21 protein-coding genes are annotated in these 18190 nt (G+C 66.4%); 5 read left to right on the forward strand and 16 right to left on the reverse strand.

All coding sequences use genetic code 11. From position 1 onward, the window contains the following. The 3 genes from VGT00_11635 to VGT00_11645 all read right to left on the reverse strand — a co-directional run. Positions 1 to 1479, reverse strand: a 1479-nt coding sequence (locus VGT00_11635) for a glycosyl transferase (GenBank protein HEV8532061.1), incomplete at its 3' end; no start/stop codon positions are given. Positions 1480 to 1630: 151 nt separating this feature from the next. Continuing rightward, a complete protein-coding gene (locus tag VGT00_11640) occupies positions 1631 to 2368 on the reverse strand; it encodes a fatty acid desaturase (protein HEV8532062.1) in 738 nt (245 codons plus the stop codon). 79 nt (positions 2369 to 2447) lie between these two features. Then, positions 2448 to 2759 (reverse strand): hypothetical protein, encoded by a 312-nt coding sequence (locus VGT00_11645; protein HEV8532063.1) that lies wholly within the window; start codon positions 2757 to 2759, stop codon positions 2448 to 2450. Positions 2760 to 2824: 65 nt separating this feature from the next. On the opposite strand from VGT00_11645, the gene VGT00_11650 reads away from it, so the two are divergent. Both VGT00_11650 and VGT00_11655 read left to right on the forward strand, forming a co-directional pair. Continuing rightward, complete coding sequence (locus VGT00_11650; GenBank protein HEV8532064.1) at positions 2825 to 3124, forward strand: hypothetical protein; 300 nt, start codon at positions 2825 to 2827, stop codon at positions 3122 to 3124. 156 nt (positions 3125 to 3280) lie between these two features. Further along, a complete protein-coding gene (locus VGT00_11655) occupies positions 3281 to 3538 on the forward strand; it encodes a GlsB/YeaQ/YmgE family stress response membrane protein (GenBank protein ID HEV8532065.1) in 258 nt (85 codons plus the stop codon). Between the two features lie 87 nt (positions 3539 to 3625). Here VGT00_11655 and VGT00_11660 read toward each other — a convergent pair whose 3' ends face one another. From VGT00_11660 to VGT00_11670, 3 genes are all read right to left on the reverse strand, one after another. Next, a complete protein-coding gene (locus VGT00_11660; GenBank protein ID HEV8532066.1) occupies positions 3626 to 3787 on the reverse strand; it encodes a hypothetical protein in 162 nt (53 codons plus the stop codon). A 63-nt stretch (positions 3788 to 3850) separates the two neighbouring features. Next, a complete protein-coding gene (locus tag VGT00_11665) occupies positions 3851 to 4156 on the reverse strand; it encodes an RNA-binding protein (protein ID HEV8532067.1) in 306 nt (101 codons plus the stop codon). 57 nt (positions 4157 to 4213) lie between these two features. After that, positions 4214 to 4606 carry a hypothetical protein gene (locus VGT00_11670; GenBank protein HEV8532068.1) on the reverse strand — a complete coding sequence of 131 codons (393 nt, stop codon included), beginning with the start codon at positions 4604 to 4606 and terminating at the stop codon, positions 4214 to 4216. A 359-nt stretch (positions 4607 to 4965) separates the two neighbouring features. On the opposite strand from VGT00_11670, the gene groES reads away from it, so the two are divergent. Beyond that, complete coding sequence (groES, locus tag VGT00_11675; GenBank protein HEV8532069.1) at positions 4966 to 5274, forward strand: co-chaperone GroES; 309 nt, start codon at positions 4966 to 4968, stop codon at positions 5272 to 5274. 54 nt (positions 5275 to 5328) lie between these two features. Beyond that, complete coding sequence (groL, locus tag VGT00_11680; GenBank protein ID HEV8532070.1) at positions 5329 to 6957, forward strand: chaperonin GroEL; 1629 nt, start codon at positions 5329 to 5331, stop codon at positions 6955 to 6957. Between the two features lie 113 nt (positions 6958 to 7070). On the opposite strand, the gene VGT00_11685 is transcribed toward groL, so the two are convergent. The 9 genes from VGT00_11685 to VGT00_11725 form a co-directional block, all read right to left on the reverse strand. Next, the gene (locus tag VGT00_11685; protein ID HEV8532071.1) at positions 7071 to 7298 is read right to left on the reverse strand and encodes a hypothetical protein; all 228 of its coding nucleotides are present in this window, start codon (positions 7296 to 7298) and stop codon (positions 7071 to 7073) included. Positions 7299 to 7680: 382 nt separating this feature from the next. Next, positions 7681 to 8118, reverse strand: coding sequence for a universal stress protein (locus tag VGT00_11690; protein ID HEV8532072.1), 438 nt, complete (start codon positions 8116 to 8118; stop codon positions 7681 to 7683). A gap of 119 nt (positions 8119 to 8237) precedes the next feature. Further along, complete coding sequence (locus tag VGT00_11695) at positions 8238 to 11594, reverse strand: adenylate/guanylate cyclase domain-containing protein (GenBank protein ID HEV8532073.1); 3357 nt, start codon at positions 11592 to 11594, stop codon at positions 8238 to 8240. Positions 11595 to 11604: 10 nt separating this feature from the next. Then, a complete protein-coding gene (locus VGT00_11700) occupies positions 11605 to 12189 on the reverse strand; it encodes a nitroreductase (GenBank protein ID HEV8532074.1) in 585 nt (194 codons plus the stop codon). A 5-nt stretch (positions 12190 to 12194) separates the two neighbouring features. Continuing rightward, a complete protein-coding gene (locus VGT00_11705; protein ID HEV8532075.1) occupies positions 12195 to 12641 on the reverse strand; it encodes a chromate resistance protein ChrB domain-containing protein in 447 nt (148 codons plus the stop codon). 111 nt (positions 12642 to 12752) lie between these two features. Further along, complete coding sequence (locus tag VGT00_11710; GenBank protein HEV8532076.1) at positions 12753 to 13679, reverse strand: hypothetical protein; 927 nt, start codon at positions 13677 to 13679, stop codon at positions 12753 to 12755. Positions 13680 to 13694: 15 nt separating this feature from the next. After that, positions 13695 to 14711, reverse strand: coding sequence for an ornithine cyclodeaminase family protein (locus VGT00_11715; GenBank protein HEV8532077.1), 1017 nt, complete (start codon positions 14709 to 14711; stop codon positions 13695 to 13697). Between the two features lie 5 nt (positions 14712 to 14716). Continuing rightward, the gene (locus VGT00_11720) at positions 14717 to 15664 is read right to left on the reverse strand and encodes a chromate resistance protein ChrB domain-containing protein (protein HEV8532078.1); all 948 of its coding nucleotides are present in this window, start codon (positions 15662 to 15664) and stop codon (positions 14717 to 14719) included. 18 nt (positions 15665 to 15682) lie between these two features. Continuing rightward, positions 15683 to 16099, reverse strand: coding sequence for a hypothetical protein (locus VGT00_11725; protein ID HEV8532079.1), 417 nt, complete (start codon positions 16097 to 16099; stop codon positions 15683 to 15685). 206 nt (positions 16100 to 16305) lie between these two features. Between VGT00_11725 and VGT00_11730 the strand changes: the two genes are divergently transcribed. After that, positions 16306 to 17232 carry an aminotransferase class IV gene (locus VGT00_11730; GenBank protein HEV8532080.1) on the forward strand — a complete coding sequence of 309 codons (927 nt, stop codon included), beginning with the start codon at positions 16306 to 16308 and terminating at the stop codon, positions 17230 to 17232. A gap of 173 nt (positions 17233 to 17405) precedes the next feature. Here VGT00_11730 and VGT00_11735 read toward each other — a convergent pair. Beyond that, on the reverse strand, positions 17406 to 18190 hold a 785-nt coding region (locus VGT00_11735), incomplete at its 5' end, for an aldolase/citrate lyase family protein (protein HEV8532081.1).

The following is an 18190-nucleotide window of genomic DNA, read 5'->3' on the forward strand; positions in this document are numbered from 1 at the left end:
CGCGGCGCGGGTCAGCAGGGTCGGCACGACGATCATGGTGCGCAGGGGTGGCGGCACGCCGTCACGAAGCTCGAGGCGCGGAAGCGCGCCCGGCGTGAGCAAGGCCGTGACGACGCGATTCAGCAGAGCGATGGCCAGATCGGAGGCCGGGAACGCCGCCACCAGCCCGAGCACGAGGAGCGTGGCCGCCCCCGCGCCGGAGGCCCAGGCCCCGAGAAGGGGTGGAGCGAGAATCGCGAGGGTGAGGACGGCGATGGTTCCCAGATACCCGGGCGTGGCCCCCGCGACGTAGGCGCGGAGCAGCCGGCGAGCGAGGGGAGCCCGGCAGCCGAGCGACAGCTCGAAGGCCCGGCGACCGTCGCCCACGAGATAGAAGCCGGGGTCATCCTGGCGGCCGTCGTGCAGATCGCTTGCCGCCGCCCGAGCAATCGCCTCGCGGGCGATTTCGAGCTCCGAGCGGCGCGAGCCTCTCGCGAGCTCCTCGATCGCGTGGCGGTAGCTGTCGCGGGTGGCAAAGTCCATGGCCGCGTAGCCGGGGTCCGCCTGGAGCACGCCGTCGATCAGGCTGACGCTCTCGAAGAACTCCGTCCAGTCCAGGGCAGACATCAAGCCCATGCTCATGATCACGTTCCGGACGGTCACGTTCATGGCGGCCTGCCGCTGATGCTCGACCCGCACGATGTCGTCGGGCGTCGTCCCCTGGCCGGCCAGCCGCTCGTTCAGCCACAGGAGGGCGGGCGTCACGGCGGGATCCTGATCACGCAGCCGCTGGACGAGCTGCACCGCGAAGGCGGTGGCCAGCGGCGCATCCTCGAACTCCTGGAGGGCCCAGGCCGCCGTCTCGAGCGGGCGTCCGCTGAGCCCGAGCAGCTCATCCGCGAGCGCGTCCGCCGCCTGACGCGCCGCCCGCCCCCGGACGATGCTCTCCGTCAGGCGCCGAAGATTCTCGACGAGCACCACCCGCAGGGTGATGGCGACTGCCCACAGCTCGCCAACGGTCAGGGGCTGAACGCGCTGGTAGGCAAGCACGAACCGGCGGAGCGCGTCCGGATCGAACCGGCTATCCGTATGCGCGACGAACGCCCAGGCGATTCCGTAGACGCGCGGGTACCCGAGGAGAGGGCCGTCGGCCAGCTTGGGCAGCTCGCGGTAGAAGCCCGGGGGCAGGTCGTCGCGGATCTCGCGCAGCTGTTCGTCCACGATGTGGAAGTTGTCGACCAGCCATTCCGCCGCCGGCGTGATCGCGCGTTCTTCTCGGATGGCCTTGGCGATCTCGCGATATCCCTCGCGCAGCACGCGCCCGTTGTCCTGGACGCGTGGCAACAATGAGCGACCCCGGCCCGACTCGCCGAGGACGGGCTGGGCGGCGGCCAGGCTCTCGGCGTGCTGTTCCAGGCGCTCGATGCCGAAGAGCTCCGCCCGGATGGGCGCTTCGAGGGGCTTGGAGACGAACTCCAGGGAAGGAGGAGAGGTGGGCATCGTGCGAAGGTGGCGCAGCTGAACGACTACGCGGCCGAGACCGCGCTCGAGGGCTCGGTAAAGGTTTCAGTCGGGCGGCCCGACCGGGGAACCCTCGACAACGGACGGTTCATCACTTCCTCCCTACCCTGGTTGCATCAGCACCCAGCAGTCAGCTTCGAGGAATCCGCACAGGCACTCCGGTAACCTTCGCCAGTCCGACGGCGGCCAGGCACCGGATGACCACCCACGAGGGATCGAACTCGAACCGGCCCATGCTGAACTTCGGGGCCCGCGGGTGCGCGTGGTGGTTGTTGTGCAGGCTCTCGCCGCCCGTCACCCAGGCCAGGGCGCGCGAGTTGTAGGCCGTATTCGCGAAGTTCTGGGCCCCCCGCCAGTGCCCCAGGCCGTTGATCAGCGGTGACAGAACGAACACGAACAGAACCGCGTGGATCAGTGCCGCCGACAGGCCAACCCACACGCCGAACGTCAAGCAGAGCAGCGCGATGCCCACCCCGAGGCCACTCAGACCCCAGGAGAACACCGTGCGGTCCCACCAGTCCTCCGTGATGTCCGGCGCGAACGTCCGGAGCGTCTCGGGATTGCGCGCTTCTCGCATGTAATAATACACGTTCAAAAGCTGGACACGCCAGACCCCGAACAGTCGAGGGCTGTGGGGATCGCCCTCCTGATCGGTGAATGTGTGGTGCTTGCGGTGGACGGCCACCCATTCCCGGCGGTTCTGGCCCGTGGTGAGCCAGAGGATAGCCCGAAAACAGACGTCCGTGAAAGGGTGCAAGACCAGGGCTCGATGGGCGAGCCCCCGATGCAGGTACACCGACGTCGCCACCGCCGCGAGCTGCGCGAGCGCGACGGCGACGAGCGGGATGATCCACAGGTGATATGTCATCATTTCCTCCGGTCACGTGTGCGTGGACAACACGCCGGGCATGGGATGACCCCCACAAGCCTCAGCCTTGGCTGCCGTCTTACCGCTCGGGCCCCCTTCCGGGGCTTGCCATCGTCTCCCCGTCGATCTCGAGGAACACCATCGCCGGCTCCAGGGCTGGGCGCGACACCCAGATCACTGAGGCGACGGACTTGGTTTGCGGATTGACTCCTTGCCAGATGCCGCCCACCGGGCGGCAATCGCGCCGGCTCGTCGTCATCTCGCGCTTGCACTCCTGAAAGCCATCGGCCCCGAGGGCACGGAGGATCTCGTCTGGCGTCCCGTTCCAGCCATCCCCGTGGCGGCTCCAGGTCATCTGGCCCTGCTCGCGAAGCGCATGGAGGCTCGGCATGAAGCCTGCCGCGCCCGTCACGATCTGCGGGCCGGCGAAGGACGGCGACTTATCGGTCGAGGCGCGTGGACCGGGCCGCCTCGCTGATTCTTCCCCGCGCTCCCCGCTCGCCCCACTCCGCTCCGGATCCGGCGAACCGCCTGGACCTGATCCTCGACGTTTGCCAGGACGGCCCGATCGCCGTCTCGCTTCAGCCCCTCGTCAATGAGGGCGCGCAGCACCATCTGGAGGCTTACCGGCCGCTTGAGTCTGGTCGTGGCCGCTCCGGCGAAGACCCGAGCCCGATCCAGGACCTCTTGGGGAACGACAAGAAGAACCCTGGTCTTGTCCTCGAACATCGACAGCTCCCCTTTCTGCCGGTCTGACCGACCGTCCCGGCGATCGTCCGGCGCTCTGGTGGACGGTTGTGCATATAAGTTATTGTACATATATTATATATAGCATGTTATATATCGAGTCAACAGCAAGAAATGCGGGCCGAAGTGGGCGGGCGGGGCGGCCAGACGAGAAGGGAACGGGCAATGTATCTCGACATCGTGGCCACGTGGGCTCTGGTGGGACTGACGGCGGGCGGCCTGGCCGAATCCCTCATCAGGCCTGGAGGCTACGGGCTGCTCGCGGACCTCCTCCTCGGCCTGGCGGGAAGCCTCGTCGGCACCGTGATCTTCCACGCGCTCGCCATGCCTCCGGAGGCCGGCTGGTTCGTGATGGCCGTCGTGGCATTTGCCGGCGCCGGCAGCATGATCCTGGGCCAGCGGTGGTGGTACACGCACGCCTAGTGGGCGGGCCCTCCCTCTCCCGAATCGGGCGGCCCCTGAGCGAGCTCAGGGGCGACCGGATTCATGGCGGGCGGTCTCGGCCCTGATCTATCGGCCCCACTGATGCGCGGTCGACCGATACGGGCGGGGGGCGACCGAGCGATCGACGACGTTCATCTGGGTGAACCGCTTCGTCCCCTGAGCGACGGCCGCGGCAATGGTCGGAAAGGTCTCGTGCGACTCCTCGAGGATCTCGCCGGCATAGTCCACGATGCGCCATCTCCAGCCACCACTCGAGGGAGTTGAGAAGGCCCCGACCTGCATTCGCTCCGCCTACCAGCGATTCCTGCCGCTGCTCCCTGACCCGCCGCCTCTTCCCGCACCGCCCGAGCCTGCAGAATTCGCGACCTCGACCTTCAGGGTCCGGCCGTCCACGATCTGGCCATTGAATTTCTTGGCCGCCGCATCGGCGTCTTCGGCCGTCGCCATCTCGACGAAGCCGAACCCGCGGGAGCGCCCCGTGTCGCGGTCGGTCACCACCGCGGCCGATTCGACGCTGCCCGCCGTCGCGAACAGCTCGCGCAGGCTCTGTTCGGACGTGGAGAAGGACAAGCCTCCGATGAATAATTTGTGAGCCATGGCTGACCTCGTCTGGATGCTGTGTAGATCCAAAACCGCCGTTGGAGAAGATGCCCCCTAGCTGATGAGGAGGAGAAGCTTCACGCACTCGTCGGCTACCTTGCCGTCCGGCTCCCGCTCGCCGGGCATGGTCGCCCAGCCCTGCTTCTTCACGAACTCGGTCTTCTCCCACGTGCCGGTTTCCTTCAAACCCTTGAGCTTCTGATCCTTCTTCACATCCTGCCGGAACTGGAGAACACACATGGGGGCCAGGCGCTTGACCACCGCATCTTCCCCGATCACGTCAGCCATCCTCCGGGCCGTCCCTCCCGTGACCCAGCCGCCCCACGTGAAGCCGATGATCATGGTGACGACGATCGAGGCTACCCAGGACCAGAAGACAATCGTCTTCGTTGGTCGAGCCGCACTCCACTTCTCTCCGAGACTCAGCTTCCGTTTTGCCTGTTCCATCGTTCGTCTCCCCCGTTTCCCCCACTTCCGGTTCGCGGCACACTCGTGAACACGATCATGCTTTACCCCTCGTCTCCTCATCCGCGGCCCGGCGCCGCGTCACGAGTTCTCTAGGCTGTATATTATATTATTGTTATATAACTTATAATATGATATATATCTGAACGAGATCAAGCGAAATCTTCAGGGGGACGGTGAGGATGCACCGGGGAAGGATCGATGCCTTCTCCAGGCCCCTCGCCATCGTCGATCCCCTCGAGGCCCGGGCCGTCCGCCAAGGACCGGGGAGGTCGTGCGGTCTCGACACTCGAGTATTCGGACTGCCCTACACACCAGGCAACGAGGGAGGCATCCGCACCATGGCTCAGGCAACGAAGACCAACCTGCACCCGCTTCACGACCGCATCATGGTCAAACGGATCGAGGAGACAGAAGTTCGGCGCGGCGGCCTCATCATCCCGGACAGCGCCAAGGAGAAGCCGCAGGAGGGCAAGGTTGTCGCGGTCGGCAAAGGCACCGTGAACGAGGACGGCAAGAAGACCCCCCTCGACGTCAAGGCTGGCGATCGCGTGCTGTTCGGCAAGTATTCCGGGAGCGAGGTCACCCTGGACGGCGAGGAGTACCTGATCATGAAGGAGGAGGACGTTCTCGGCATTCTCGGCTCCTAGACGGACGGCGCGGCCGCCGTTGATCGGCAGCACCCACTTGAGAGGGAACTATTCATGGCAAAGCAGCTCCTGTTCAAAGAGGAAGCCCGCGCGGCGCTCCTGCGCGGCGTCAACGTCATCGCACACGCGGTCAAGGTCACCCTGGGGCCGAAAGGGCGGAACGTCGTCCTCGACAAGAAGTACGGCAGTCCGACCATCACGAAGGATGGCGTGGCCGTCGCCAAGGAGATCGAGCTCAAGGATCATTACGAGAACATGGGGGCCCAGATGATCAAGGAGGTGGCCTCCAAGACCTCCGACCTGGCCGGGGACGGGACGACCACCGCCACCGTGCTGGCCCAGGCCATCTACCGCGGGGGCCTGAGGAACGTGACGGCGGGGGCGAACCCCATGGGGCTCCAGCGGGGCATCGAGCAGGCCGTGGAGAAGGTGGTCGAGGAGCTGAAGAAGCTGTCGAAGTCCACCAAGGACAAGAAGGAGATCGCCCAGGTCGCCACCATCGCTTCCAACAACGACAAGACCATCGGCAGCCTGATCGCCGAGGCCATGGAGAAGGTGGGCAAGGACGGCGTCATCACGGTGGAAGAGGCCAAGGGGATGGAGACCACCCTCGAGGTCGTCGAGGGGATGCAGTTCGATCGCGGCTACCTGTCTCCGTACATGGTGACCGACCCCGCGCGTATGGAGGCCGTCCTCGAGGACTGCGTCATCCTGATCCACGAGAAGAAGCTCAGCAGCATGAAGGAGATGCTGCCGCTGCTGGAGCAGGTGGCCCAGGCAGGCAAGCCACTTCTCATCATTGCCGAGGAGGTGGAGGGCGAGGCTCTGGCCACGCTCGTGGTCAATAAGCTCCGCGGCACGCTGCACTGCGCGGCCGTGAAGGCCCCGGGCTTCGGCGACCGCCGCAAGGCCATGCTCGAGGACATCGCCACCGTGACGGGCGGGAAGGCCATCACCGAGGACCTGGGGATCAAGCTGGAGAACCTCAAGCTTGCGGACCTGGGCAAGGCCAAGAAGGTGGTGGTGGACAAGGACAACACCACGATCATCGAGGGGGGCGGCAAGACGAGCGCCATCGAGGGGCGCATCAAGCAGCTTCGGATGCAGATCGAGGAGTCCACCTCGGACTACGACAAAGAGAAGCTCCAGGAGCGGCTCGCCAAGCTGGCGGGCGGCGTCGCCATCGTCAAGGTCGGGGCCGCCACGGAGACCGCGATGAAGGAAAAGAAGGCGCGGGTCGAGGACGCCCTCAACGCCACTCGGGCGGCCGTGGAAGAGGGCATCGTGCCCGGCGGCGGGGTAGCGCTCCTCCGAGCCTCCAAGGCCCTCGACAGCCTCAGCCTCAAGCTTTCCGGCGACGAGGCGACCGGGGCCGAAATCGTGCGACGGGCTCTCGAGGAGCCAATCCGGCAGATCGTCCAGAACGCCGGGCTCGAGGGATCCGTCGTGGTCGAGAAGGTCAAGGCGGCCAAGGACGTGGCCTACGGCTTCGACGCCGAGTCGAACGAGTACGCCGACATGATGCAGACGGGAATCATCGACCCCACGAAGGTCGAGCGCATCGCGCTACAGAATGCGGCCTCGATCGCGTCCCTGCTCCTGACCACCGAGGCGCTCATCACGGACCTTCCGGAGAATGTGACGTCAGGCGGCATGCCACCTATGCCGCACGAAGACTACTAGGCCTCGGATCCGGATACATACACCGCGGCCCTTGCCGACACTGGCAAGGGCCGTATTGTTTTGCCCACGGATCAATAAGCTCGAGATCCGGGTCCGCTATGCGATCGGGACCATCATGAAGGACCGCGGAGCCGGGAGTGGCGAGTGGGCTCCCCGGATGGCATGGCGGCGCCACCATTGGCGCTCCACGCGGCGGCGGCCGGCCTCTCCTCCTCCGAATTGCGTTCGACGATCAGCTTCAGCCACGTCTTGACCTTGAAGTTGTACTGAAAGACATCGCCCTGGTCGTCGAGTCCGAAGAGGTCGTTTTGCGATGCGCAGATTTGGATGAATTTCGTCATTCCTGATCTCCCCCCTAGGATCTCAGCGGGGCCGGGCGGTTCGTGAGTGCGTCCGGGATCTCTTCCGGCGTCGGGACCCATTCCTGTTCGTCTTCGCTCTCCGGTATCCAGTCCAGCTCGCGAACGTCATCGAGGCCAACCATGAACCCCTTCATCTGTCGAGGGCTCCTTCAGGCTCGGGCCCACCCCTTGATGCTATATAACTTATATTTCTTATGTAATCTATATCATCATATATATGTAGTCAAGCGCCGAACCGCCTCGGGGGCTGATCGCCGCGGGCCGGGGTCCGGCGAATCTGGCGAGAGGAAAGGCGAGTCCGCGTGTCAACGATGGTGGCCGCCCGTGGGGGCTACCATCATCCGCGAAGTCGATAAGTCGATCAGGCCGCGCGCACCAGGACGACCGGGACGGGCGCGGCGTGGAGGATGCGCTCGCCGAGACCGCCGCCCGTCGCGCGCTTGAGCCAGCCCTGCCGGCCGGTCGTCAGCACGATCAGGTCGGCGCCGAAGGCGTCGGCCTCCACGAGGATCTCCTCGGTGGGCTTCCCGAAGCGCACAATGATCTCGGACGGCACCGGCGCTATCCGCGCGCCCACGCCTTCGAGATAGTCCCGCCCCTCGGCTTCGAGCCGCTCCATCTCCTGATCGACGTAAGCGACCACGCGCCCTGCGGTGCCGAGTCGTTGCTCGGGGACCGGGCTGACCTGGAGCAAACGGACGCTGCCACCGCTGCCGCGGGCCAGATCGGCGGCCACGGCCGCGGCCATTTCTGCCGCTTCACTACCATCCAGTGGAACGAGAATTCGCTTGGCTGTCATGAGTGTCCTCCTTACACCCTTTTTGATGGGGCTCTGGAGCCGCGGGATTCTGCTCTTGCCCATCGAGAGTGATGGAATCACCCGTGCCCGGCCTGCCATCTAAATTGGAGGAACGACTCTCACGCCAGCTCCTGGATCTCCACCTCCGCCCGATCCAGCCAGAAGCGCATGTCCATCTCGCGGTACATGGTCGTCGCCGTCGTCAGATGCTCTCGAGCCTGGTCCCGCCGGTCGATCTCCCGGAAGAGCTTGCCCAGGTGGAAGTGACAGTGGGCGACGAGCGGACGCATGCCGAGCTCGCCGGCCAAGGCCAAGGCCTCGCGGTAGTAACCTTCCGCCGTCTCGGCATCGGGAGGATCGCGATGGGAGGCGATTTCGCCGAGCAGGCGGAGGCTCCACGCCTCGTGACTGCGCTCCTGATGGCGCTGGGCCAGGGAGACGGCCTGCTGCGCACGTTCCCGGGCATCGTCGAGGCGCCCTTCGCGCAGGTATGCCTCGCCGAGCCACGCCAGCTGCATCGCCCGTCCCACGCCCATCGAGCTCATCGTCGTTGCGTTCTGTATCACCTCTTCGAGAAGGCCCCGAGCCTCGAGCGGACGCGCGGAGAGCACGTACGCGTATCCGAGACGAGCGAGGACCGCCCAGGGCTGGAGGTTCCACACGCGAATGAGGCCGCGCGCGCGTTCCAGCGCATCGATGGCTGGATCGAGATCACCCTGAGCGAGGGACACGCTCCCGACGCCTGTCAGGGCCTCGGCAAGCGTAAATGGGTGGTCAGCGCCTTCGGCGATCCTGAGTGCCTCCTGGGCGTACGACCTCGCCTCAGCGAATTGCCCAAGACTCGAGAGGGTGAGGGCGAGCCAAGTGTGTGACCACGAGGCGAAGAGCGGCCACGGGTGACGGGGGCTCCCACCCGCGCCCTCCGCGCACCGCGAAAGGAAGTCGAGGGCCTGGCGGTAGTCGCCGATGGCGAAGTAGGCCTGACCGGTGCGGTACTGGGCCTCGAGCTCGAGCTCTCGATCGTCACTCTCGGCCGCGATGGCGAGGGCGCGACGCCCCACCTCGATGGCTTGACGGTGCTCGCCAGCGACGTTCCTGAGCCGCGCGCAGATATCGGCCAGGACCCGCCCGAGGCGGGCAGGATCGCCGAGCCTGGTCGCCAGGCCTTCCGCTTCGCGCATCACGGCCAGAACATCCTGGTATCGTCCGAGTGATGTGAGGGCGACCCGCAACTCGAGTCGTGCGTCGATGGCCTGCGCGAGGATGTCAGAGGTCTCGGGCAGCCGCCCGAGTGCCCGCAGGGCCTCCCGGAGCAACCCGGCCGCCGCACCATATGATGATCGGGCTATCGTCCTTCGTGCCGCCTGCCGAAGGTACCTGGCCGCTTTGTCCCACGCCTCGGCACCGAGGGCATGGCGAGCGAGATGGTCGAACTCCTCGCTCGGCTGGTCGGCGGGCCGGCGCTCCAGCGCTTCCAGAATCCTCTGGTGCAGGGCCAGCCGTCGCTCCTGCAAGAGGCTCGCGTAGGCAACTTCGTGCGTCAGCGCGTGCTTGAAGGTGTACTCGAGCTCCGGGAAGAGGTGCGCCTCGTAGAGGAACTCGGCAGCCTGGAGGTGCGCGAGACCGTGGCGGAGATCTCCCTCACCTTCCTCGACGATGGCCTGGAGCAGAGCAAACGGCACGTCCTTGCCGATCACAGAGGCGGCCTGGAGGAGGCGCTTTTCCTCCGCCGGGAGCCGGTCGATCCGCCCGGCCAGCAGCGCCTGCACGGTCGCGGGGACCTGGATTGCCTGGGCATCCTTGATCAGACCGTAGGCGCCGCGCTCGCCCGCGAGGGCCCCGCTCTCCACCAGGGTCCGGACACTCTCCTCCAGGAAGAACGGGCTGCCCTCCGTGCGTTCGATCAGCAGGCGCTTGAGCGGGGCGAGCTCGGCGCCGTCGCCCACCAAGGCCTGGAGCAGCTCCTCGGCGCTCTCCGGGGGCAACGGGTCGATCCTGAGCTGGCGATAGTAGGTCTTGCCGGTCCAGCCGTGACTGTACTCGGGACGATAGTTGACGAGGAGCAGCACGGGCGCCGCGGGCACACTCTCCACCAGGCTATCGAGCAGGGCTTGCGTCTCCGGGTCGATCCAGTGGAGGTCCTCCAGCACGATGACGAGGGGCTGGACCCGACTCTCGCGAATGAGCAGGCGCTTCACCGCATCGAGCGTGAGCTGGCGGCGCTGGGGCGGCTCGAGGTCCCGGAGGCCGTCCTCCTCGGGCAGGGCGTCGAGAAGCCAGAGAACGGGCGGGACCACGTCCTTGAGCGCCTCGTCCAGCGTGAGCAGATGCCCGGTGGCCTTGGCGCGTATCGAGCGGGTGTCGTCACGCTCGTCGATACGGAGATAGGCCTTCAGGAGATCGATGACGGGGAGATAGCTGGTGGTCCGGCCATAGGCAACAGAGCTGGCCTGGAGGGTTCGGCACCCCGCGACACGGTGGGAGTGAATCAGCTCGTGGAAGAGCCGGGACTTGCCCACGCCCGGCTCGCCCACGACGGCCACGACCTCGCCGTGGCCGCGCCGCGCCCCTTCGAGGGCTGCGCGGAGCTGCTCCATCTCGGCATCGCGCCCGACGAAGCGGCTCAAGCCCCGAAGGGCAGCGGCTTGAAACCGTGTTCTCACCTGACCCGCCCCGACCACCTCGTAAACCTCGACGGGCGCATCGAGGCCATGCACGGGCACGGGCCCCAGGGGCTGGACCTGCACGAAGTTCTCGGCCAGGCGGAGGGTTTCGGCGGTGATCCAGATGGCGCCCGGGGGGGCGAGCTGCTCCATGCGGGCGGCCAGGTGGGTGGTCTGGCCCACGGCCGTGTAGTCCATGCGGAGATCCGAGCGAATGGAGCGAACCACGACCTCTCCGGAGTTCAGCCCCACTCGGATCCTGACCGCGACCCCGTGAGTGCGGAAGGCCTGTTCGGCGTAACCCTTCACCAGCTCCTGCATGCGCAGGGCGGCGTAGGAGGCGCGCACAGCATGGTCCTCGTGGGCGACGGGCGCCCCGAACAGCGCCATGATCCCGTCGCCCATGACCTGGTTCACGGTTCCCTCGTAGCGGTGGACCGCCTCCATCATGCGCTCGAGAACCGGGTCGAGGAGCTTGCGCGCCTCCTCGGGATCGCGGTCGGCCAGGAGCTCCATCGAGCCCTTGAGATCGGCAAACAGGACGGTGACCTGCTTGCGCTCACCTTCCAGCGCGCTTCTCGAGGTGAGGATCTTCTCGGCCAGGTACTTCGGCGTGTAGGCCTGTGGAGAATGGAACTTCGGCTCCGCGGGGCCGGTGGCCGAGGCGAGTGATCTGCCGCATCCCCCGCAGAACTTCTCGCTCCCCTCGTTCAGGAAACCGCAAGACGGGCACGTCGAGGCGAAGGACAGACCGCATTGGCCGCAGAAGCGGCGTCCTTCGCGGTTCTCAGCCTGACAGCGCGGACACTCCAAGCCGAATTCCCTAGGAGCTCGCCCGCGTCGCGCTGCCACCGGTCCAGGACTGGGCGAACTCGCCGGCCGTTCGCTGAGGTCGGGTCCCGGGGCCGCCGATATCGGTCCCTACGTAGATGAAGCCGACGATGACGTCATCCAGCCCAATACCGAGAGCACTCTTCACCGCATCGTCGTAGGCGGGTTCACCGGTTCGCCACATCGAGCCCAGGCCCTGGGCAAAGGCGGCCAGCATGATGCTGTGAGTGGCACAGCCGCCGGAAAGCATCTGCTCGATGATAGGAATCTTGGCGGACGGATCGCATCGGGTTGCCACGACGATGATCAGAGGTGCCCGCAAGACCTTCTCCCGTTCCCGAGCGAGCGCTTGTTCGTTGGCAAGGGGGTTCCGCCGAGACAACGCCTCGGCCAGGACCTCGCCAAAGCCGAGGCGAGCCTCCCCTTCAATGAGAATCAAGCGCCAGGGCTGGAGTCGGCCGTGATCCGGGACACGAGCCGCGCTCTCGAGCATGGCGTGGACGGCCTGGGCCGAAGGGGGCGGCCCACCGAGCTTCAACGCCGAGCCGCGCGTGCAGAGAAGCTCCAGGGCATCCATGGCCCTCACCGCCCCGTGACGCGTTGATGCTGCTCGTTCGCGCGGCAATAGGCAAGGAGGGCGTCATACGCCGGGAACTGCCGCGCCATGTTCTCGAAGTCGTCCTTGCTCGTGGCCTGGAACCCCGTGGCCAGGGCGTAGAGCCCGGGCGACTCCGGCGTAAGGTCGCGATGAGCGGTGTCCGCTCCTCGCACAATCAGGGCCAGCGCGCGCAGCGCAGGATCGTCGAGCTTGTACTTCTCGAGGAACGCATCAAACGAACAGTGGTCGCCATGATGCCCCAGCTCCACGCCGGGGACATCGTAGGGAATCGCCTGCTCGCGCTCGGCCACCTTCATGACGTCGGCGGCGGGAACGAAGAGGAATACCGGCTCGCGATCGACAAACCGGCTGATCAACCATGGGCAGGCAATGCGGTCCACGCGGGCCTTTTCTCGGGTTACCCATTTCATGGCCTTCTCCTTTGCAGAAAGGAACGTGCACAGCTGGGCCGGTAGATGCGTCCGGGCACTCGCGGTCTCCTTTCTCTCGTTGGGATGTCCTGTGCTTCCACGCGCTGCCGCTCAGCCCCGCTCGACATAGACCAAGGCTCGATGCGTGTCGGGCAGAAACGCGTATACAGTGTTGCGGCTCGGATCGAACCCGAGGGTGTGGGCGCCCGCCTCCGTCCGAATCGTTTCCAATCGCCGTACCTGGTCAGTTTCGAACACCTCGATCAGCCCAGGCTCGCCGATCGCCACGTAGAGATGCCGCCGTTCCCGATTGAAGAAGATCACGTCGGGAACTCCGGCAAGCTCAGCCCGCGCCAGCTCCGCGCCTGATCGCGAATCAAGGACGATGAGCGTCTTGGCGTCGCACGCGCAGAACAGCCGATGGGACATCGCATCCAGGTCCAGCCCGTGCGGACCGGCCGCGGGAACGGCAAAGGTGCGGGCCACCAAGCGGGGATTCCCAGCCTCTATGACCGCGATCTGAGGCGGATCGGCAATGTTGACATAGAACCAGCCGGTCTCTGCGTCAAAGACCACCCAGCGGGTTCGGCCCGACACGGGGACGTCGGCGACCATCGCTCGAGCGGACGTGTCGACCACTGAAACACTGAATGACCCAGGCCGTGCCGGCTCCCCGACGTTCGCGGCCAGCAGGAGACAGCGGCCGGCATCATAGGCGAGGCCATTCGGTCTGAGGCCCACCTTCACCTTGACGAGCGCCTCCTCTTGATCTGGCGGGAAGATCCCCACGGTGTTCTCCGCGCGATTCGAGGTGAACACCAGATCGTGCTCTTCGGACACCAGGGCCCCCGCCACGCCCTCGAGGCGCGAGATCGAACCGAGATACGTGTTCGTTGCGCAGTCGACCACGTCCAGCGCGTCGTTGGCCGTGTGGGCGACATAGAGCCGCCCCCGTGGCCCATGCACCGCCGCGTGATCAAAGCCGCCCGGCTTATCGTGGGTGGGAAGCTGCACTTCACCGATCTGCTCGAGAATCATAGATGCGCCGTCATGTTATCCATCGAGCTTCACCTCCGTGCCGCGCCCGGTTGCGCGGGCTTTCTCGTAAACGGCCACCGCGGCGGCGACGTCTTGCAGCGCCGTCCCCGAGCTGTCGAAGACGGTGATCTCGTCGTCGCGCGTGCGCCCGGGGCGGCGACCCACCACGACATCGGCGAGCTCCGCATGCACCTGCGCGCGCGTCATCAGTCCGGCGGCAAGGACGTGTTGCAGCTCGCCGATCTCGGCGCATTGCTCGAGGACATCGACGACGAGCGTCGCCGACACGACGAGCGCGGGCTCCAGCTCCTGCTTGCCCCGGTTGTCCGCGCCGACCGCGGCGATGAAGGTGCCCGGCCTGACGTCGCCCGTCGTCACGAACGCGCGACGGGCCGGCGTACACGTTACGCACACGTCGCTCTCACGAAGCGCGGCCCGCAGGTCCTTGGCTGCCTCCACCCGCAGTCCGAGACTCGCGGTGGCGCGCGCGGCCATGCTCGCCGCGCGCTCGTAGTCCGTGTCGAGGACCCACGCGCGCTCCAAGGGCAGGACCGCGGCGATCGCCGCAAGTTGGAGCTCGCCCTGGACGCCGCAGCCCACGATCGTGGCCGTCCGCGCGTCGCGCCGGGCGAGAAATTTCGCGGCCACGGCCGTGGCCGCGCCAGTGCGAAGCGCCGTCACGCTGCCGGATTCGATGATGGCGAGCAGCGCGCCGGTGCTCGCATCGGCGAGCACGATCGTCCCCTGGATCGTGGGGAGCCCGAAGCGTCGCGGGTTCTCCGGGAAATTCGCGTTTGTCTTCGCCGCGAAATAGCTGCGCTCACCGACGAGCCCGGCCGCCTTAATGTGGAAGCCGCCGTCCGCGGCGGGCACACCAAGAACGCCCGGCCCCAGCGTGCGGCCTTCGGCATGCAGGCGGAAGGCGCGCTCCACCGCGCGGATACAGTCATGAAGCGTCAGGAGATCGAGCACGTCACCGCGTGAAAGGACGATGAGCGGCTCGGACACTCCATTCAACGAGTTTCCCTTCATGGCCTTCACTCCCTTCCAGGCACGGCAGCATAGAGCCCTTCGAAGAGCGTCAGTCCGTGCGTGAGCACTTGCTGGTCATCCGCATGCGCCGCGAGGAGCCCGCGGATCACCACATCGATCCCGCGCGCCTCGTCTCGCGGGAACTTGCCGTCGCGAAGGTCCGCCTCGTGCACGATTTCCGCGAGGCGCGTGAGGCGGCGATCCCGAAGCCCGGCCCGCTTCAGGAGCGTCTCGAAGGTGCAGTCGTCCCCCACGTGGCTGAGCTCGGCGCCGGGCGTGTCGAACGGGATGGCCTCCGTGGGGAACTCCCGCGGGTCCGCGAACAGGAAGGTGGCGTCGGGATCGATGAACCGCTTGATGAGCCAGGCCGAGGCAATGCGGTCCACGTGGGGACGACGACGCGTGACCCACTGGCGTCCTCGGAGGTCGCGGAGCTCGGGAGCGGGCTTCCCTCTACGTCTCGGTTCCTCGGATGGCCGTGTGCGCATGTCGATTGCCTCCCTGAGCCGCTCGACTTCGGCGCCCCCCGGCGCCTCGAAGAAATCGAGCTCGTGGAGCTTTTCGTAGTCCCTCTGGAGCTGGGCGAGCTCCGCCTGGACCCGCGGACTGGTCGCCGCCGACTTCCGGTCGAGCGTTTGCAGGAGTTTTCGGTAGCGCCCTCCAAGCCGGCGGTACTCGGGATTGCGGGCCTCGTGGAACAGTCGAACGATCTCGTCCGAGCTCATGTTCTCGATCTGCTCGACGCGCAGGAGCGTCGCCTCGCCCCCCGCCCGCTGAATCTCTTGGGCCAGCCACTGGAAGTGCTCGTAGTGGTCTGGGGAGTCGGGCAGCAGATAGACCGTCCGCTTGAGGGCAACGGCACCGATCGCCCGGAGCCGGCGCCACACCCGCACGCGCAGGCTCGACGGATTCGGCGGCAGGCTGACTATAAGGAGAAGAAGCCTTGTATCCATTGTGTTGCTACTATGAAACTACTGTTTCATCTTGTCAAGAGCCTCATAACGCTTTGCGTTACTCACGCCCGGCGGGCTATGCAACCTTTTGGTGTTACTCTCTACCTGCCCTCCTCCGAGCCTTCTGGTTGACGCAGCAGGCGTCCAGGCTCCCTGGCGTCTGGCTTCAGATGTCTCCCCCGCTTCCTGAGAGGCCAGGCCATGGAAGAAGTTGATCTTCGCCAGCGCGCGCGTGAGGCAATCCAGATTGGCAAACTCCCGAGCCGCCATCCTGATCGAACGTGGGGTGGTCCGGGCGTTGGTGCCCCCTGTGCGGTGTGCGAACAACCCGTGAAGAAGGAAGAGATGGAGTTCGAGGTCCAGTTTGCGCGAGATGGAGATGATGGTGGTGACCGCCAGTTCGGTGACCGCCACTTCGATATCTTTCACATCCACGTCCGATGTTTCGCCGCGTGGGAGTTGGAACGGGTGATGTAGTCGCGGTCAGACGCGAGGCCCGCGGAGCCTGGATCGGTCCGGAGTCAGGAGCCGCGGTGCTTGCTCGCTGACCGCCTCTCAGGTAAGGTGCGGGGCATCACGCGGCAGGAGTCGCGCCCGATGATGAGGCACCTCCGGCATTTCTCGACGTGGGAGGACAGACCATGACGGCGGTCAGCCAGCGGATCGCGTACTTCAACGGACGGTATGTCCCCGAAAGCGAGGTCCTGGTGCCGTTCCGGGACCGCGGCTTCAAGTACGGCGACGCGGTGTTCGACACCACCCGCACCTTCGGCCACCGCGTCTTCAAGCTCGCGGAACACGTGGAGCGTCTGTACCGCTCCCTCCACTATCTCCGGATCGACCCCGGCATCGCCCCCGCCGAGCTGGTGGCCATCACCGAGGAGGTGCTGCGCCGGAATCTCGTCCTTCTCGGGCCCGATGAGGACTACTGGGTCAGCCAGCGAATCTCCCGCGGCCTCGACGCCGCCGCCCGCGAAGTATGGCCCCGGACCGGCGCCACCGTGATCGTGGAGTGCCTGCCCCTCCCGCTCCGCGAGCGGGCCAGCCTCTACCGCGACGGCATCCGCGTGGTCACCCCCGCCGTGCGCCGCACGGCGCCGGAAGCCATGTCCCCCCGCGCCAAGACCCACAACTACCTCAACGTGGTCCTGGGCGATCTCGAGGCCAAAAGCCGGGATCCCGAGGCGTGGGCCGTGCTCCTCGACACGAACGGCCATCTCGCCGAGGGCATCGGGAGCAACATCTTCCTTGTCCAGGACGGCGAGATCCGGACGCCGCGTGAGGAGTTCGTCTTGGCCGGGATCAGCCGCGCCACCGTCATCGACTTGGCAACGGAGGCGGGCCTCACCGTGGTCGAGCAGGACCTCGATCTCTTCGACGCCTACGGCGCGGACGAGGCCTTCCTGACCTCGACGAGCCTCTGCATCTGCCCTGTCCAGAGCGTGAACGGGGTCGCCCCGCGGAGCGGGACCGTCCCCGGGCCGGTGACGCGTCAGCTCACGGACGCCTATCGCCGCTTCGTCGACTACGACTTCGTCGCCCAGTACCTGAAGCACCTGGACCGGTAGTAGGTCGGAGGGGGGCTCCGCCCCCCTTCCGAAGCCTCCCCCGAGAAGATTGCGCCGGCAAAGCCGGCGCTCGGAGCGGAAACATTCTTCCCTGCGAGGGCATGGGGATTACTTGAGCAGACTCCTCGCCGGCGAGAGTGGGCGACCCCGCGGCGGTTGCGTGAGCGTCCGCGTCAGGCCCGGGCTCCGGAGGCCGCGCGATCCATCAGGTCCTTCGCGCCGGCCTGGATCCACGGGAAGAAGCTGGTCATGATCGCGCGGACACCCATTCGCGTGTAGCGTTCCACGTTGGCGGCATTGACGAGCGTCCCCGCCGCGCGGCCAGACTGAACGATCTTCGCGATCGCCCCGTCGATCGTCTGCTGAACCTCCGGGTGGCCCGTGTCCCCGATGTGGCCCATCGACGTCGCCAAGTCGCTCGGCGCTACGAAGAAGACGTCGATGTGGTCGACCTTGAGGATGTCGTCGAGGTTCTGCACCGCCACGATGTCCTCGAGGAGGACGATCAGGAGGCTCTGGTCGTTTGCCGTCTTGAGGTAGTCGCCCACGCCGAAGCCCTGGCGGCTCGTGAACATGCCCCGCTTGCCGAGCGGCGCGAACTTGCCCGCCTCGACCACGGCCTCGGCTTCCCCGCGCGTGTTGACGTGCGGCACCACGATGCCCTGGGCGCCGCGGTCGAGGGTGCGATAGATCGTGGCGTAGTCGTTGTCCATCACGCGGACCACGGAGGTCATGCCCCAGAGATCGCACGCCCGGGTCAGGTTGCCCAGATCGGCGTAGTCGACGCCACCGTGCTCGCCCTCCAGCCAGATCCCGTCGGCGCCGAGCGGACCGAGCTGATCGATCAGGTCAGGTTCGTTGGTGCCGGCCAGGATGGTCGCCACCTGCCCGGCGGCCAGCCGTTGCTTCACGCGGTTCGGTCGGATGCTCATGCGGTCTCCCTTTCTTCTCTCGTATT

This window comes from Candidatus Methylomirabilota bacterium, assembly GCA_036002485.1.
Lineage (GTDB): Bacteria > Methylomirabilota > Methylomirabilia > Rokubacteriales > CSP1-6 > AR37.

Coding starts and splice junctions, on each gene's coding strand:
- VGT00_11640 (HEV8532062.1), bottom strand. CDS start 2,368: ATGACATATCACCTGTGGATCATCCCGCTCGTCGCCGTCGCGCTCGCG.
- VGT00_11645 (HEV8532063.1), bottom strand. CDS start 2,759: ATGCCGAGCCTCCATGCGCTTCGCGAGCAGGGCCAGATGACCTGGAGC.
- VGT00_11655 (HEV8532065.1), top strand. CDS start 3,281: ATGTATCTCGACATCGTGGCCACGTGGGCTCTGGTGGGACTGACGGCG.
- VGT00_11665 (HEV8532067.1), bottom strand. CDS start 4,156: ATGGCTCACAAATTATTCATCGGAGGCTTGTCCTTCTCCACGTCCGAA.
- VGT00_11670 (HEV8532068.1), bottom strand. CDS start 4,606: ATGGAACAGGCAAAACGGAAGCTGAGTCTCGGAGAGAAGTGGAGTGCG.
- groES (HEV8532069.1), top strand. CDS start 4,966: ATGGCTCAGGCAACGAAGACCAACCTGCACCCGCTTCACGACCGCATC.
- groL (HEV8532070.1), top strand. CDS start 5,329: ATGGCAAAGCAGCTCCTGTTCAAAGAGGAAGCCCGCGCGGCGCTCCTG.
- VGT00_11685 (HEV8532071.1), bottom strand. CDS start 7,298: ATGACGAAATTCATCCAAATCTGCGCATCGCAAAACGACCTCTTCGGA.
- VGT00_11690 (HEV8532072.1), bottom strand. CDS start 8,118: ATGACAGCCAAGCGAATTCTCGTTCCACTGGATGGTAGTGAAGCGGCA.
- VGT00_11700 (HEV8532074.1), bottom strand. CDS start 12,189: ATGGATGCCCTGGAGCTTCTCTGCACGCGCGGCTCGGCGTTGAAGCTC.
- VGT00_11705 (HEV8532075.1), bottom strand. CDS start 12,641: ATGAAATGGGTAACCCGAGAAAAGGCCCGCGTGGACCGCATTGCCTGC.
- VGT00_11710 (HEV8532076.1), bottom strand. CDS start 13,679: ATGATTCTCGAGCAGATCGGTGAAGTGCAGCTTCCCACCCACGATAAG.
- VGT00_11715 (HEV8532077.1), bottom strand. CDS start 14,711: ATGAAGGGAAACTCGTTGAATGGAGTGTCCGAGCCGCTCATCGTCCTT.
- VGT00_11720 (HEV8532078.1), bottom strand. CDS start 15,664: ATGGATACAAGGCTTCTTCTCCTTATAGTCAGCCTGCCGCCGAATCCG.
- VGT00_11730 (HEV8532080.1), top strand. CDS start 16,306: ATGACGGCGGTCAGCCAGCGGATCGCGTACTTCAACGGACGGTATGTC.